This is a genomic window from Kitasatospora saccharophila (genome assembly GCF_039529925.1).
Classification (GTDB): Bacteria; Actinomycetota; Actinomycetes; order Streptomycetales; family Streptomycetaceae; genus Kitasatospora; species Kitasatospora saccharophila.
Window position 1 is genome coordinate 1 of sequence record NZ_BAAANS010000017.1, and the last position, 16,408, is coordinate 16,408.

The following is a 16,408-nucleotide window of genomic DNA, read 5'->3' on the forward strand; positions in this document are numbered from 1 at the left end:
GCAGCGCCTCGAGCGCCGGCCCGGCCCCCCAGCCGTCCGCCGCCCCGGGCGGCACGCCGACCTCCGCCCGCGGCCGTCCCGCCCGGGCCTTCCCCGGCACGTCCGAGCAGCGCCCCGGCAGCCGCGCCGACGGCGGCCCCACCGCCCTGCACCCCAGCCGCCGCACCGAGGGCGGCAGCCTGCTGGACGTGGTCCGGGTGGCCATCGTCATCCTCGACACCTCGGGCCGGGTGGTGCTGTGGAGCCCCGCCGCCGAGGAGATGCTCGGCTGGCCCAGCGAGGTGCTGGTCGGCCGCGCCGTCGACGAGCTGATCCCCGACCCGGAGCAGGTGCGGCGCACCCGCGCCGCCCTCCAGGAGACGCTGCGCCGCGGCTCCTGGCACGGCTTCACCCAGATCTCCGACCGGGACGGCCTGCCGGTCGAGGTGGAGGCCCGGCTCTCGCTGCTGGTCGACGGCGACGGCGCCCCGTACGTGCAGGCCGCGCTCACCGAGGCCGCCGCGCTGCGCGCCGTCGAGCGGGACCTCGCGGTCCGCGACGCGCTGTTCGAGCAGTCCCCGCTCGGCATCGCCGTCCTGGACACCGACCTGCGCTACACCGCGGTCAACCGCACCCTGGCCGAGATGAACGGCCTGCCCGCCGAGGAGCACATCGGCCGCACCACCGGCGAGACGCTGCCCGAGCGCTCCGCCGACGAGATCACCGCCGTCCAGCGCCAGGTGCTCGCCACCGGGGAGCCGGTCATCGACGTCACGCTGGCCTCCCCGTCCACCGCCCGCTCCGGCTACCGGTCGATCTCCTACAGCCGGATGACCGACCGCTCCGGCCGGGTGCTGGGCATCTCCGGCACGGTGATGGACGTCACCGAGCGCTACCGGGCGGTCGCCAAGGTCGAGGGCGCCCGGCGCCGGCTGTCGCTGCTCAACGAGTTCGGCTCCCGGGTCGGCGACCTGCTGGACGCCTCGATGATCGCCCAGGAGCTGGCCGGCGCGGTCGTCCCGCGGCTCGCCGACTACGCCGGGGTGATCCTGCTGCAGGCCGTCGCGTACGGCGACGACCTGCCCCGGCACGGCCACGACCGGCACACCTCGCTGCTGCAGCTGGGCGTCGCCGCGATCCAGCAGGGCCCCGCGGTGGAGACCATGCTGCGGCACGGCGCCCGGATCACCTTCGACGAGGAGTCCGTCTTCGGCCGGGTGCTGCGCAGCGGCGTCCCCGAGCTGCTCTCCGGCGGCAACGGCGCCGAGGAGCTGTCCTTCGCCGGCGACCCCAAGGTCGAGGCCGCCCGCGAGCTCGGCGTCCACTCCCGGCTGGTGGTCCCGCTGCGGGCCCGCGGCATCGTGATCGGCCTGCTGGTGGTCAGCCGGGCCGGCTACCGCGAGGGCTTCGACCGCGACGACCTCGCCTTCACCGTCGAGCTCGCCGACCGGGCCGGCAGCTCCCTCGACAACGCCCGGCTCTACGCCCGCGAGCGCACCGCCGCGCTCACCCTGCAGCGCACCCTGCTGCCCCAGCAGGTCCCGCAGCCCACCGGCGTCGAGGTCGCCTACCGGTACGTGCCCGGCTCCAGCGGCACCGAGGTCGGCGGCGACTGGTTCGACGTCATCCCGCTGCCCGGCGACCGCACCGCCCTGGTGGTCGGCGACGTGATGGGCCACGGCCTGCGGGCCGCCGCCACGATGGGCCGGCTGCGCACCGCCGTCCGGGTGCTGGCCGCCCTCGACCTGGCCCCCGAGGTCGTCCTGCGGCACGTCCACGAGCTCGCCGACGACCTCGCCCAGGGCCCCGACGAGGCGCTGCTCGCCACCTGCGTCTACGCGGTCTTCGACCCCGCCCGGCGCAGCCTGACCGTCACCAAGGCCGGCCACATCCCGCCGGTCCTGGTGGTGCCCGGCGCCGACGCCGAACCGGCCCGCTCCGGCGGCCCGCTGCCCGGCGGCGCCGGCCAGGTGCTCGACCTGCCCTCCGGCGCGCCGCTCGGCGTCGGCGGGGTGCCGTTCGAGTCCATCGAGATGCGGATCCCGGACGGCAGCCTGCTCGCCCTGTGCACGGACGGGCTGGTGGAGTCGCGGGACAAGGACCTGGACGTGGGACTGGGGAGGTTGATCAGCGTGCTCGAACAGCCGTACGCCTCGATCCAGCAGGCGTGCGAGGCCGTCCTCGGCACCATGGAGCAGGGCCGCGAGCCCGACGACGTGGCCCTGCTGCTGGCCCGGCTCGGCCAGGGCCGGGCCGAGGAGCCCACCGCCGGCTGGACGCTGCCCGCCGAACCGACCGCGGTCTCCCGGGCCCGCCGACTGGTCCGCGGCACGCTCTCCGACTGGGGCGCCGAGGAGCTCACCGACACCGCGGAACTGCTGGTCAGCGAACTGGTCACCAACGCCGTCCGGTACGCCAGCGCCCCGATCGGCGTCCGGCTGACCCTCGGCGAACTGCTCCTGGTGGAGATCTCCGACCCGCTGCCCGACCCGCCCCGGGAGCGCCACGCCGGGGCCGGCGACGAGGGCGGGCGCGGCCTCGAACTGGTCCGCAGGCTCGCCCTGCGCTGGGGCACCAGGGCCGAAGGGCTGGGCAAAGTCGTCTGGTTCGAACTCGCGAACTCGGAGGTTCAACCACCCGATTCGATGTTGTGACGTTGAAGGGCGTGTGCGCCCGTGCCCGAATGATGAATACTCGGACATCGAATACTCGGTCTTCTCGACACCGGATGGGCGCGGGTTGGAGGGGTCGGTCCGTTGAACAGCTTCCCGGCACGGAACGTGACGCACGGCAGCGGCAGTCATGCCGCGGTGCCGGAGCAGCCGGGTGCCCCGACGACCCCCGTGCCGCTGCCGCTCGGCTGGGGCCAGGGCTCCTCGGGCACCATCTACGACTACATCAGGGTCGCGACCTTCGCGATCGGCCCGGACGGGCGGATCGCGCAGTGGAGCGACCGGGCCGCCGAGTTCTTCGGCGTCCCCGCCGCCGAGGCGGTCGGCGCCGACCCGATCACCGCGTTCATCCCGCGCGAGCTGTGGCAGCGCGGCCGCGCCCGGCTGGAGCGCATCCTGTCCGGCGAGGAGTGGGTCGGCACCGCCCCCTACCGGGACCAGGCCGGCGCCGAGAGCCTCGCCGAGGTCTACGCGATGCCCGCCAGCGCCGACGGCTCCGCCACCTGCCTGGCCGTCGACCTCGGACGGCTGCGCGCCATCGAGACCGACCTGGCCGCCTCCGAGGCCGTCATCGGCCAGACCCCCACCGGGTTCTTCCTGTTCGACACCGACCTCAAGCTGCAGCGGGTCAACGCCGCCTTCGCGGCCGGCGTCGGCCGCAGCCCCGCCGCCCTGCAGGGCCTCGCCCCGGGGGACGTGTTCCGCCCCTCCGACGCGGACCGGCTGCTGCTCGCCCTGCGCAAGGTCCTCACCGGCCAGGAGCCCGTCCTCGACCTGCGGCTGTCCGGCCCGGTCCGGGCCGCCCGCCCCAGCGCCGGCCGCGACGAGGACCAGCGCACCTGGGCCGTCTCGCTGTACCGGCTCACCGCCGCCGGCGGCCGCCCGATCGGCGTGGCCGGCCAGGTCCAGGACGTCACCAGCCGGCACATCGCCGAGCGCGAGGCGGCCGGCGTGCGCCGCAGCCTCGCCCTGCTGAACGAGGCGTCCACCCACATCGGCTCCACCCTCGACCTGGAGACCACCGCCAAGGAACTGCTCGACGTGATCGTCCCGCAGTTCTGCGACGTCGCCACCGTCGACCTGTACACCGCGCTGCTCACCGGCGACTCCGCCCCGCTCAGCGCCAACCCGGAGAGCGGCGAACTGCGCCGGGTCGCCGTCTCCAGCGTGGTCGGCAACGCCCCGTCCGTGCTCGGCAGCGAGCGCGGCGGCGTCCGGGTCGCCGAGGCCGGCGGCACGCTCTGCTACCCGCCGCGCTCGCCGCACGCCCGCGCCCTGCGCACCGGCCGCAGCGTCGTCCCGCAGCCCGGGCCCGACCCGCTGCTGCGCTCCACCCTGGTGGTGCCGCTGGTCGCCCGCGACCAGGTGCTCGGCCTGGTCCAGCTGTCCCGGGCGATCGGCAGCGAGCCGTTCGACGCCCGCGAGGTCGCGATCGCCGAGGAGCTGGTCGCCCGCGCCGCCGTCTGCGTCGACAACGCCCGGCTCTACCGCCGCGAGCACGAGCGCGCGCTGATCCTCCAGCGCAGCCTGCTGCCCCCCGGCAACCCGGCCGCCTCCGGCCTGGAGATCGCCCGCCGCTACCTGCCCAGCAACAACAACACCGAGGTCGGCGGCGACTGGTTCGACGTCATCCCGCTGCCCGGCAGCCGCACCGCCCTGGTGATCGGCGACGTGATGGGCCGCGGCCTGCGCGCCGCCGTCGCGATGGGCCAACTCCGCACCGCCGTACGCACCCTGGCGATGCTCGACCTCGACCCCGAAGAGGTGCTCTCCGCCCTCGACGAGATCGCCCGCGGCCTCGGCAACGACGAGGACCCGGACCGCTCCAGCGCAGAGGTCTACCTCGCCACCTGCGTCTACGCCGTCTACGACGCCGTCAAGCAGCGCTGCACCTTCGCCAACGCCGGCCACCTCCCGCCGGTCCTGCTCGCCCCCGGCCAGGGCGCCCGCACCATCACCGTGCCGCCCGGCCTGCCGCTCGGCGTCGGCGGCGAGCCGTTCGAGGAGGTCACCGTCGACCTGCCGGAGGGCGCCGTGCTGGCCCTCTACACCGACGGCCTGGTGGAGTCCCGCAAGCACCAGCTCGACGAGGGCATCGACGCCTTCCGGGCCGCCCTGGCCGCCGGGTCGGAACGGATCGAGGAACTCTGCGACCAGGTGCTGGACGAGCTCAACCCGCACCACGGCGAGGACGACATCGCCCTGCTGATGGCCAAGGTCAAGGCCCTGCCCAAGGGCTCGGTCGGCGACTGGCGGTTCCCCTCCGAGCCGACCTCGGTCGCCAAGGCCCGCGAGGCCGCCTGCGGCTGGCTGCTGGAGCGCGGCCTGGACGAACTGGTCGACACCTCCGAGCTGCTGGTCAGCGAGCTGGTCACCAACGCGCTGCGGCACGGCCGCGGCGAGATCCGGCTGCGCCTGCTGCGCGACAAGACCATGGTCTGCGAGGTCTGGGACGACGCCTACGCCCAGCCCCGCCAGCGCCGCGCCCAGGAGACCGACGAGGGCGGCCGCGGCCTCCAGCTGGTCTCCCTGCTGGCCGAGCGCTGGGGCAGCCGCCGCACCCCCAAGGGCAAGATCGTCTGGTTCGAGCTGGCGCTCTAGGCCCTAGTCCAGCACGACGGCCGAGGCCCGGCGCTCCACCAGGGCGATCCGGGCCAGGCCGGGGTACAGGCGCCGGGCCCGGTCCAGCGCCCGCGCGGCCTGCTCGGGGCGGCCGACGGCGAACAGCGCCGCCGCCAGCGAGCACTCGGCACCGGCCGCCGACAACGGGTCCACCTGCATCCGCAGCGCCCGGTCGGCCGCCTTCACGGCCGCCTCCCGCTCCCCGCGCAGCCGCAGCAGGTCGGCCCGCACCGGGGTCCGCAGCGCGCGGCCCTCGAACACCGCGTCCAGCGCCGCCAGCCGCGGCAGGTACTCGGCGGGCGGCAGCAGCCCGGCGTCCGCCGCGCACACCAGCGCCTCGGCGTGCGCCAGCCCGCCGACCCAGTCCAGGTGGGCGACCGGCGCGGCGGGCGTGATCCGCCCGGCCCGCTCCAGGGCGGCCTCCCAGGCGCCGACCGCCAGCAGCGCCCGGACCCGGAACACGCCGACGTTCAGGCCGCCCTCCTCCGGTGCGGCGGCCAGCGCGGCCACCGCGTCGGCGGGCCGCCCGCCCAGCAGCGCCGGGGCGGCCGCCAGCAGCCCCGGGGAGGCGTACGCCTCGGCCAGCGCGGCGGGGGAGGCGGTGGGCAGCCGGAACACCACCCAGCCCGGGCAGCCCGGGAAGCGGCTCTGCAGGACCAGCTCCATCAGGGGCAGCACCGCCGCCATCAGGCCGAACAGCTGCCAGCCGCCCCTGGTCGTCGCCAGCAGCCACCCGCCGAGCAGCACCGCCGGGAGGCACGCGGCCGTCACCGCCGCCCAGGCCCGCCCGCGCGGCCCCGGGACGAGCAGGCGCGAGCAGGTGAGCACCGGCAGCGGCACCGACCGCAGCACCAGCGGGACGCCGCCCAGCCGCCGTACCCCGGTCGCCCGGCCCACGCCCAGCGCGTACCCGGTCGGGACCAGCCCGGCGGGGCGGGCGAGCAGGGTCAGCGCGGACTGGGTCAGCAGGCCGCCGGCGATCAGGCCGCCGTAGATCGCGGGCAGCGCGACGTACGGCGGCGGGTACTCGAATCCGGACAGCAGCATGGCGCCGACCAGGGACACGAGGAAGGCCACCAGGAGGATCGCGGACCGGGTCTTCTTCTTCACCGGCGTAGCTTCCCGGTCCTTGGTGCGTACGGGAAGGAGTGAGACCCACTTGTGATCTCCACCGCCCCGCAGCCGCCCGTTTCGGCTCCATTGGGCCCTTCCCCGTACGATGGGGAGAAGCCGGGGCATGTGCCGTGCCCGGTGGGTGGACCGGTGAATGCTGACGCGGGCCGGGCACCGTGACCCACGATTCCGGGAGAATCAGCGCCGCATGCCCACGCGCAACGACATTCGTAACGTCGCCATCGTCGCCCACGTCGACCACGGCAAGACCACCCTGGTCGACGCCATGCTCAAGCAGGCCGGTGCCTTCGCCGCCCACCAGCAGCTCGACGACCGGATGATGGACTCGAACGACCTGGAGCGCGAGAAGGGCATCACCATTCTCGCGAAGAACACCGCGGTCAAGTACCACCCCAAGGACGGTGGCGCGCCGATCACCATCAACATCATCGACACCCCCGGCCACGCCGACTTCGGTGGCGAGGTCGAGCGCGGCCTGTCGATGGTGGACGCGGTCGTCCTGCTGGTCGACGCCTCCGAGGGCCCGCTGCCGCAGACCCGCTTCGTGCTCCGCAAGGCGCTCTCGGCCCGGCTGCCCGTCATCCTCTGCATCAACAAGACCGACCGTCCGGACGCCCGGATCGACGAGGTCATCAACGAGACCTACGACCTGTTCCTGGACCTGGACGCGGACGAGGACCAGATCGAGTTCCCGATCGTCTTCGCCTGCGCCCGCGACGGCGTCGCCTCGCTGACCAAGCCCGAGAACGGCACCGTGCCGGCCGACTCCGAGAACCTGGAGCCGTTCTTCTCCACCATCCTGGAGCACGTCCCGGCCCCGGTCTACGACGAGGCCGCCCCGCTGCAGGCGCACGTCACCAACCTGGACGCCGACAACTTCCTCGGCCGCATCGCCCTCCTCCGGGTCGAGCAGGGCGAGCTGCGCAAGGGCCAGACGGTGGCCTGGATCAAGCGCGACGGCTCGATCCAGAACGTCCGGATCTCCGAGCTGCTGATGACCGAGGCGCTCACCCGCAAGCCCGCCGAGGTGGCCGGCCCCGGTGACATCTGCGCCGTCGCCGGCATCGGCGACATCATGATCGGCGAGACCCTCGCCGACACCGAGAACCCGATCGCGCTGCCGCTGATCACCGTCGACGAGCCGGCGATCTCGATGACCATCGGCACCAACACCTCGCCGCTGGTCGGCAAGGGCGGCTCCGGCAAGGGCGCCGACGCCAAGTCCACCAACAAGGTGGACCGCAAGGTGACGGCCCGCCAGGTGAAGGACCGCCTGGACCGCGAGCTGATCGGCAACGTCTCGCTGCGCGTGCTGGAGACCGAGCGCCCGGACGCCTGGGAGGTGCAGGGCCGCGGCGAGCTGGCGCTGGCCATCCTGATCGAGACCATGCGCCGCGAGGGCTTCGAGCTGACCGTCGGCAAGCCGCAGGTGGTCACCCGCGAGGTCAACGGCAAGACCCACGAGCCGGTCGAGCGCCTCACCGTGGACGTCCCCGAGGAGCACATGGGCGCCGTCACGCAGCTCATGGGCATCCGCAAGGGCCGGATGGACAACATGTCCAACCACGGCTCGGGCTGGGTCCGGATGGAGTTCGTGGTGCCGTCCCGCGGCCTGATCGGCTTCCGCACCGAGTTCCTCACCAACACCCGCGGCACCGGCATCGCGCACTCGATCCACGAGGGCTACGAGCCGTGGTTCGGCACCCTGACCACCCGCAACAACGGCTCCCTGGTCGCCGACCGCTCCGGCGTGGTCACCGCCTTCGCGATGACCAACCTGCAGGAGCGCGGCGTGCTGTTCACCGACCCCGGCACCGAGGTGTACGAGGGCATGATCGTCGGCGAGAACTCCCGCTCCGACGACATGGACGTGAACATCACCAAGGAGAAGAAGCTCACCAACATGCGTTCCTCGAACGCCGACGTGGCGGAGTCCATCGTGCCGCCGCGCAAGCTCTCGCTGGAGCAGTCGCTGGAGTTCTGCCGCGAGGACGAGTGCATCGAGGTGACCCCGGAGACCGTGCGCATCCGCAAGGTCGTCCTGGACGCCAAGGAGCGCGGCCGCACCGCCTCGCGCGCCAAGAAGGGCTGACGCCCGGGGGTGGCACCCCCCTGTCCGGCCGACCGGCCGGCGTCCTCGCGGACGCCGGCCGGTCGTGTTTTCGGTGACGGTGCGTCACCTGTCCGCGAGTGCGAGCGGTTCGTTAATCGGACGTCACGGATCGTCATGCGTGACAACTGTCCGTTTCGCCCATGTCTGGGTATGTCTTGAATGTCCGTTTTCCGGGATTCATCCACCGTTCATGTGACCAAATTGAAATCCGTATTGGTCAGTTCCGTATCCGTGAGTGACCGATAGTGGGTGCAGTCGAGCTCGGGTCGAGGCTCCTGCGCAGGGGTGCGCGCCAGGCCGCGAGTGATCTGCAACACGATTTCAGGAGGACACCCAATGCGTGGTGCCAGCCAGGCCAAGTGGGTTGTCGCAGCCGTCGCGGTCGCCCTCGCCGCTACCGCTTGCGGCAGTGGCGGTAGCTCTTCCGGCGGCAGCTCCAACGGCGCCGCCAACGCTCAGGGCACGTTCAGCTACCAGAGCAGCGAGCCGCAGAACCCGCTCCAGCCGGCGAACGCCATGGAGGTCGGCGGCGGCCGCATCGTCAAGGCCCTGTTCAAGGGCTTGGTGGACTACGACCCCAGCACCGGTGCGCTCCGCAACCAGGTGGCCGACAAGATCGAGACCACCGACGCGCAGAACTACACCGTCACCCTGAAGTCGGGCTGGACCTTCCACGACGGCACCCCGGTGACCGCGAAGTCCTTCGTGGACGCCTGGAACTGGTCGGCCAACACCAAGAACAACCAGATCAACTCCGACTGGTTCTCCGACATCCAGGGCTTCGCCGACGTCCACCCGGACGAGGGCGACCCGACCGCCGAGACCATGTCCGGCCTGAAGGTCGTCGACGACACCCACTTCACCATCGCGCTGACCGGCCCGGTCTCGTACTTCGAGTACAAGCTCGGCTACACCGCCTTCTCGCCGCTGCCCGAGGTCTTCTACAGCGACCCGACGAAGTACGGCCAGTCCCCGATCGGCAACGGCCCCTACAAGTTCGTCTCGTGGGAGCACAACAAGGCCGTCACCGTCGCCGCCTACGACAAGTACGCGGGCGTCGACAAGCCGAAGAACGGCGGCATCGTCTTCAAGAACTACTCGCAGGCCGAGGGCGCCTACAAGGACCTGGTCTCCGACAACCTGGACGTGCTGGACCAGGTCGACCCGAGCGACCTGGCCTCGTACAAGACCGACCTGGGCGACCGCGCCGTCGACCAGGCCCAGGGCGCCATCCAGTCGATCTCCTTCTCGCTGTACGCGGACGACTGGAAGCCGGAGAACCTGGCCAAGGTCCGCCAGGGCCTGTCGATGGCGATCGACCGCGACACCATCACCAAGACGGTGCTCAACGGCTCCCGCCAGCCCGCCAACTCCTGGGTCGCCCCGGGCGCCATGGGCTACAAGGACAACACCTGCGGCGAGTACTGCACGTACAACCCGGAGAAGGCCAAGCAGCTGATCACCGAGGGCGGCGGCGTCCCCGGCAACAAGATCACCGTGCTGTACAACGCCGACGGCGGCCACAAGGAGTGGGTGGACGCGGTCTGCAACTCCATCCGCCAGGCCACCGGCGTCGAGTGCGTCGGCGACCCGAAGCCGGACTTCAAGTCCTCGCGCGACCTGATCAAGAACAAGAAGGTCGACGGTCTGATGCGCACCGGCTGGGTGCAGGACTACCCGCTGAACGCCAACTACCTGCGCGACGTGTTCGGCACCGGCGCCGCGGCCAACGACGCGGGCTACTCCAGCCCGGCGTTCGACCAGCTGGCCGCCGAGGCGGACAAGGCCACCTCGGTGGAGAAGACCGCCGAGCTGTACCAGCAGGCCGAGGCCCAGCTGGCCAAGGACATGCCGGCCATCCCGCTCTGGTACTACAAGACCACCGCCGGTTACTCGAACAACGTGCAGAACGTGAAGTACGACTCGTTCGGTGACCCGGTCTTCACCCAGGTCGAGGTCAAGCAGAAGTAACCGAGCCGGCACCGCACGGCTCGAACAGACACGGCCGGTGCCGTGCACCGCCCCACCGGGCGGCCCGGCACCGGCCGTTGTCACGTCCAGAACTCTGACACCGGGACTGACGGCACGTCAGAGCAGTCAATTGGAGGCACGATGGGGCGCTACGTCGCGAGGCGACTGCTCCAGATGATCCCGGTGTTCCTGGGCACGGTCACGATCATCTTCTTCATGACCCGCATGCTGCCCGGTGACCCCGCGGCCGCGATGTGGGGCGACAAGGCCGCCGACCCGGCCCAGCTCGCCGCGTTCAAGCACGACATGGGACTCGACGTCTCCAAGTGGCAGCAGTACCTGAACTACATGGGGAACCTGTTCACCGGCGACTTCGGCAAGACCATGAACGGCCGCCAGGTCATCGACGTGATCGGTGAGGCCCTCCCGGTCACCATCCGGCTCGCGCTGCTGGCCTTCGTCTTCGAGCTGGTCATCGGCATCGGCATCGGCCTGTTCGCCGGGCTGCGCCGCGGCAAGGCGTTCGACAAGTCGACGCTGGTCCTGACCCTGCTGCTGATCTCGATCCCGGTCCCGGTGCTCGGCTTCATCTTCCAGAACGTCTTCGCGATCCAGCTCGGCTGGGTCACCCCGACGGTGCAGAGCTCCACCAACCTGGGCCAGCTGATCCTGCCCGCCGTCGTGCTCGGCTCGATCTCGCTCGCGTACGTCGCCCGCCTCACCCGGACCTCCATCGCGGAGAACCTGAAGGCCGACTACATGCGCACCGCGGTCGCCAAGGGCCTGCCCAAGCGCAAGGTGATCGGCACCCACCTGCTGCGCAACTCGATGATCCCGGTGGTCACCTTCCTGGGCACCGACCTGGGCGCCCTGATGGGCGGCGCGATCGTCACCGAGGGCATCTTCAACGTCCAGGGCGTCGGTAACGCGCTGTACCACGCCATCGGCCGCAGCGAGGGTGCGACCGTCTCCGGCTTCGTCGTGGTGCTGGTGCTGGTCTTCCTCTTCGCCAGCCTGCTCGTCGACCTGCTCTACGCGGTCCTGGACCCGAGGATCCGGTATGCCTGACCTGATCGAGAAGAATGCCGAGATCCCCGCGCAGCGGGGCGGCGCCACCGCCGAGGCGAAGGCCGAGAAGCCCCGCAGCCTCGGCCTGGACGCCTGGCACGACCTGCGCAAGCGCCCGGTCTTCATCATCTCCGCGGTGCTGATCGTGCTGCTGGTGCTGTTCGCGATCGCCCCCGGCCTGTTCACCTCGGTGGACCCGCGGGCCGGCGACCTGAGCAAGCACTACCTGGGCAAGCCGAACTACCTGCACTTCTTCCAGGCGGACTGGTTCGGCTACGACGGCCAGGGCCGCTCCATCTACGCCCGGATGATCTACGGCGCCCGCGCCTCGATGGTCGTCGGCATCTGCGTCACCGCCGGTGTCACGATCGTCGGCGGCCTGCTGGGCATGGCGGCCGGCTACTACGGCGGCTGGGTCGACACGATCATCTCCCGCTTCACCGACATGGTGTTCGGCATCCCGCTGCTGCTCGGCGCGCTGGTCATCCTGAACGCCTTCTCGGTCCGCACGGTCTGGTCGGTGGTGTTCGCGCTGGTCGTGCTCGGCTGGACCCAGATGACCCGCGTGATGCGCGGCTCGGTGATCACCGTCAAGCAGTCCGACTACGTGACCGCGGCCAAGGCGCTCGGCGCCGGCACCGGCCGGATCATGTTCAAGCACATCCTGCCGAACGCGGTGGCCCCGGTGATCGTGGTCGCCACCATCGCGCTGGGCGGCTACATCGCCGCCGAGGCCACGCTGAGCTTCCTCGGCATCGGCCTGCAGGACCCGACCATCTCCTGGGGCATCGACATCAACTCGGCCCAGAAGGTGATCCGCCAGGCGCCGTTCGTGCTGTTCTTCCCGGCCGGCATGCTCTCCGTCACCGTGCTGGCGTTCATCATGCTCGGCGACGCGGTCCGCGACGCCCTCGACCCGAAGCTGCGCTGAGAGAGGCGGCCCGCACCATGACCACCGCACCCGAGAAGACCACTGCCGCCAAGGACCGTCCGGCCCCCGGCACCCCGCTGCTCGAAGTCCGCGACCTGCACGTCGAGTTCAAGACCCGGGACGGCGTCGCCAAGGCCGTCAACGGCGTCAACTACTCGGTCGCCGCCGGTGAGACGCTGGCCGTGCTCGGCGAGTCCGGCTCCGGCAAGTCCGTCACCGCGCAGACCATCATGGGCATCCTCGACATGCCGCCCGGCCGGATCACCTCCGGGGAGATCCTGTTCCGCGGCCAGGACATGCTGAAGATGTCCAACGAGGAGCGCCGGAAGATCCGCGGCCGCAAGATCGCGATGATCTTCCAGGACGCGCTGTCCTCGCTCAACCCGGTGCTCTCCGTCGGCTACCAGCTCGGCGAGATGTTCCGCGTGCACGAGGGCGCCTCCAAGAAGGAGGCCAAGGCCAAGGCCATCGAGCTGATGGACCGGGTCCGGATCCCCGCCGCCAAGGAGCGGGTCAACGACTACCCGCACCAGTTCTCCGGCGGCATGCGCCAGCGCATCATGATCGCGATGGCGCTGGCCCTGGAGCCCGACCTGATCATCGCGGACGAGCCCACCACCGCGCTGGACGTCACCGTCCAGGCCCAGGTGATGGACCTGCTCGCCGAGCTCCAGGCCGAGTACCACATGGGCCTGATCCTGATCACCCACGACCTCGGCGTGGTCGCCGACGTCGCGGACAAGATCGCCGTCATGTACGCGGGCCGGATCGTCGAGACCGCCCCCGTCCACGACCTGTACGCCAAGCCCGCCCACCCCTACACCGAGGGCCTGCTCCGGTCGATCCCGCGACTGGACCAGAAGGGCGAGGAGCTGTACGCGATCAAGGGCCTGCCGCCCAACCTCTACAAGGTCCCGGCCGGCTGCGCGTTCAACCCGCGCTGCGACGCCGCCACCGACCTGTGCCGCACCGAGAGCCCGGCCCTGCACCAGGTCACCGACCGGGACGGCGCCGAGATCGCCGGGCGCGCGAGCGCCTGCCACTTCTGGAAGGAGACCCTCCATGGCTGAGCCCATCCTGGAGGTCCGCGACCTGGTCAAGCACTACCCGCTGACCCAGGGCGTCCTGTTCAAGAAGCAGGTCGGCGCGGTCAAGGCCGTCGACGGCATCTCCTTCACCCTGCACAAGGGCGAGACGCTCGGCATCGTCGGCGAGTCCGGCTGCGGCAAGTCCACCCTCGCCAAGGTCCTGATGAACCTGGAGCGGGCGACCGCCGGCCAGGTCCTCTACAAGGGCGAGGACATCTCCCGGCTGTCCGGCGCGGCCCTCAAGGCCGTCCGCCGCAACATCCAGATGGTGTTCCAGGACCCGTACACCTCGCTGAACCCGCGGATGACCGTCGGCGACATCATCGGCGAGACCTTCGAGATCCACCCCGAGGTGGCGCCCAAGGGCGACCGGCGCAAGGCCGTGCAGGACCTGCTGGACGTGGTGGGCCTGAACCCGGAGTACATCAACCGGTACCCGCACCAGTTCTCCGGCGGCCAGCGCCAGCGGATCGGCATCGCCCGCGGCCTGGCGCTCAAGCCGGAGATCATCATCTGCGACGAGCCGGTCTCCGCGCTCGACGTGTCGGTGCAGGCCCAGGTGATCAACCTGCTGGAGCAGCTGCAGCAGGACTTCGAGCTCTCCTACATGTTCATCGCCCACGACCTCTCGATCGTCCGGCACATCTCCGACCGGGTCGGCGTGATGTACCTCGGCAAGATGGTCGAGATCGGCACCGACCTGGAGATCTACGACCACGCCACCCACCCGTACACCCAGGCGCTGCTGTCCGCGGTGCCGGTGCCGGACCCGAGCGACCGGGAGAACCGCGAGCGGATCATCCTCTCCGGCGACATCCCCTCGCCGGCCAACCCGCCCTCCGGCTGCCGCTTCCGCACCCGCTGCTGGAAGGCCGAGGAGCGCTGCTCCACCGAGCTCCCGCTGCTGGCCGTCCCCGAGCTGCTCGCCGGCGGCGCCAGGCACGAGTCGGCCTGCCACTTCGCGGCCGAGCGGGAGGCCGCGGCCGCGTAGCAGCCGCACCGCACGGACGGGGAGGGGGCACCGGGAGACACTCCCGGTGCCCCCTCCCCGTTCGGCCCTACTGCGGTCGCGCCGCAACTGCCCGGCCCTTCTCATGAGGTGAGATGCGTCTCACACACCCCTGAGGAGGAAGCTCCATGCCTGCAGGCACCCGCGTGCGCTGGGCTGTTGTCAGTGCGACGTCCGTGGCCCTGGTGGCCACGGGTTGCGGCAGCAGCGGCGGCGGCTCCGGTGGCGGTTCGTCGGACACCAGCAAGACCTTCACCTACCAGAGCAGCGAGCCGCAGAACCCGCTGCAGCCGGCCAACGCCAACGAGACCGGTGGCGGACGCATCGTGCAGAACCTGTTCAAGGGCCTGGCCGACTACGACCCCTCCAACGGCAAGCTGCGGATGCAGGTCGCGGACTCGATCGACACCAGCGACTCGCAGACCTACAACGTCACGCTGAAGTCCGGCTGGACGTTCCACGACGGCACGCCGGTGACCGCGCAGAGCTTCGTGGACGCCTGGAACTGGGCGGCCAACGTCAACAACAACCAGATCAACAGCTCCTGGTTCGGTGACATCGAGGGCTACAAGGACCTCCACCCGGAGAGCGGCTCGCCGAGCACCGACAAGATGTCCGGCCTGACCGTCCAGGACGACACGCACTTCACCATCAAGCTGTACAACAAGGTCTCGTACTTCCCGTACAAGCTGGGGTACGTGGCCTTCTCGCCGCTCCCGGAGGGGTTCTTCAAGGACCCGGCGGGCTACGGGCAGAAGCCGGTGGGCAACGGGCCGTACGAGTTCGTCAGCTGGGACCACAACTCGCAGGTGGTCACCAAGACGTTCGCCAACTACCAGGGCGTGGACAAGCCGAAGAACGGCGGCGTCGTCTTCAAGATGTACACCACCGCCGAGGCCGCCTACGCGGACCTGCAGTCGAACAACCTGGACGTGATCGACCAGGTGCCGCCGTCGGCGCTGGCGAACTACAAGAACGACCTGGGCGACCGGGCGATCGACGCCCCGCAGGGCGCGATCCAGAACATCGGCTTCACCCTCTACCAGGCCGACTGGCAGGGCCAGGACAAGGCCAAGGTCCGGCAGGGCCTGTCGATGGCGATCGACCGCGACACCATCACCAAGACGGTGCTGCAGGGCTCGCGCAAGTCCGCCACCGCCTGGGTCGCCGAGGGCGTCGAGGGCTACAAGTCCGGTACCTGCGGGGACTTCTGCACGTACGACGCGGACAAGGCGAAGCAGCTGATCCAGGAGGGCGGCGGCGTCCCCGGCAACGCGATCAAGATCACGTACAACGCGGACGGCGGCCACAAGGAGTGGGTGGACGCGGTCTGCAACTCCATCCGGCAGGCCACCGGGGTGAACTGCAGCGGCGACCCGAAGACCGACTTCAAGACCGCCCGCGCGGCGATCACCGGCCACCAGATCAACGGCCTGTTCCGCACCGGCTGGGTGCAGGACTACCCGCTGAACGCCAACTTCCTGGCGGACGTCTACCGCACCGGCGCGGCCTCGAACGACACCGGCTACTCCAGCCCGGAGTTCGACAAGCTCGCCACCGAGGCCGACCAGGCCGCCTCGATCCAGGACACCGCGACCGGCTACCAGAAGGCCGAGGAGCAGCTGGCGATCGACATGCCGGCCATCCCGCTCTGGTACTACCGGACCAACTCCGGCTTCTCCACCAACGTCCAGAACGTCACGTTCGACTCCTTCGGCAACCCGGCCTGGACCCAGGTCGAGGTCAAGGGCTGACCGTGCCCGGCGCCGGCCCCGTCCTCCCCGCACGGAGGGCGGGGCTCCGGTACTACGTCACCCCTTC

General features: G+C 71.0%; 10 protein-coding genes. 9 read left to right on the plus strand and 1 reads right to left on the minus strand.

Features of this window, described 5'->3' with window-relative positions:
* Together ABD345_RS14465 and ABD345_RS14470 are read left to right on the plus strand one after the other, a co-directional pair.
* Positions 1-2,633, plus strand: a 2,633-nt coding sequence (locus ABD345_RS14465) for a SpoIIE family protein phosphatase (protein ID WP_344552460.1), incomplete at its 5' end; no start/stop codon positions are given.
* A 156-nt stretch (positions 2,634-2,789) separates the two neighbouring features.
* Positions 2,790-5,252: a SpoIIE family protein phosphatase gene (locus tag ABD345_RS14470; RefSeq protein ID WP_380276432.1), complete on the plus strand. Its 2,463-nt coding sequence runs from the start codon at positions 2,790-2,792 to the stop codon at positions 5,250-5,252.
* A 3-nt stretch (positions 5,253-5,255) separates the two neighbouring features.
* Here ABD345_RS14470 and ABD345_RS14475 read toward each other — a convergent pair whose 3' ends face one another.
* Complete coding sequence (locus ABD345_RS14475; protein ID WP_344552461.1) at positions 5,256-6,383, minus strand: hypothetical protein; 1,128 nt, start codon at positions 6,381-6,383, stop codon at positions 5,256-5,258.
* A gap of 211 nt (positions 6,384-6,594) precedes the next feature.
* Between ABD345_RS14475 and typA the strand changes: the two genes are divergently transcribed.
* The 7 genes from typA to ABD345_RS14510 all read left to right on the plus strand — a co-directional run bounded on the left by typA (position 6,595) and on the right by ABD345_RS14510 (position 16,341).
* Positions 6,595-8,499, plus strand: coding sequence for a translational GTPase TypA (typA, locus tag ABD345_RS14480; protein WP_344552463.1), 1,905 nt, complete (start codon positions 6,595-6,597; stop codon positions 8,497-8,499).
* Between the two features lie 357 nt (positions 8,500-8,856).
* Positions 8,857-10,491: a peptide ABC transporter substrate-binding protein gene (locus tag ABD345_RS14485; RefSeq protein ID WP_344552464.1), complete on the plus strand. Its 1,635-nt coding sequence runs from the start codon at positions 8,857-8,859 to the stop codon at positions 10,489-10,491.
* A 141-nt stretch (positions 10,492-10,632) separates the two neighbouring features.
* Positions 10,633-11,559 carry an ABC transporter permease gene (locus ABD345_RS14490; protein WP_344552466.1) on the plus strand — a complete coding sequence of 309 codons (927 nt, stop codon included), beginning with the start codon at positions 10,633-10,635 and terminating at the stop codon, positions 11,557-11,559.
* Positions 11,552-12,490 carry an ABC transporter permease gene (locus ABD345_RS14495; protein ID WP_344552469.1) on the plus strand — a complete coding sequence of 313 codons (939 nt, stop codon included), beginning with the start codon at positions 11,552-11,554 and terminating at the stop codon, positions 12,488-12,490. The genes ABD345_RS14490 and ABD345_RS14495 overlap by 8 nt, the downstream gene beginning before the upstream one ends.
* A gap of 17 nt (positions 12,491-12,507) precedes the next feature.
* Positions 12,508-13,560, plus strand: coding sequence for an ABC transporter ATP-binding protein (locus tag ABD345_RS14500; RefSeq protein WP_344552470.1), 1,053 nt, complete (start codon positions 12,508-12,510; stop codon positions 13,558-13,560).
* Positions 13,553-14,569, plus strand: coding sequence for an ABC transporter ATP-binding protein (locus ABD345_RS14505; protein WP_344552471.1), 1,017 nt, complete (start codon positions 13,553-13,555; stop codon positions 14,567-14,569). Before ABD345_RS14500 ends, ABD345_RS14505 begins: the two co-directional genes overlap by 8 nt.
* A gap of 146 nt (positions 14,570-14,715) precedes the next feature.
* The gene (locus ABD345_RS14510) at positions 14,716-16,341 is read left to right on the plus strand and encodes a peptide ABC transporter substrate-binding protein (RefSeq protein ID WP_344552472.1); all 1,626 of its coding nucleotides are present in this window, start codon (positions 14,716-14,718) and stop codon (positions 16,339-16,341) included.
* Positions 16,342-16,408: the final 67 nt, after the last annotated feature.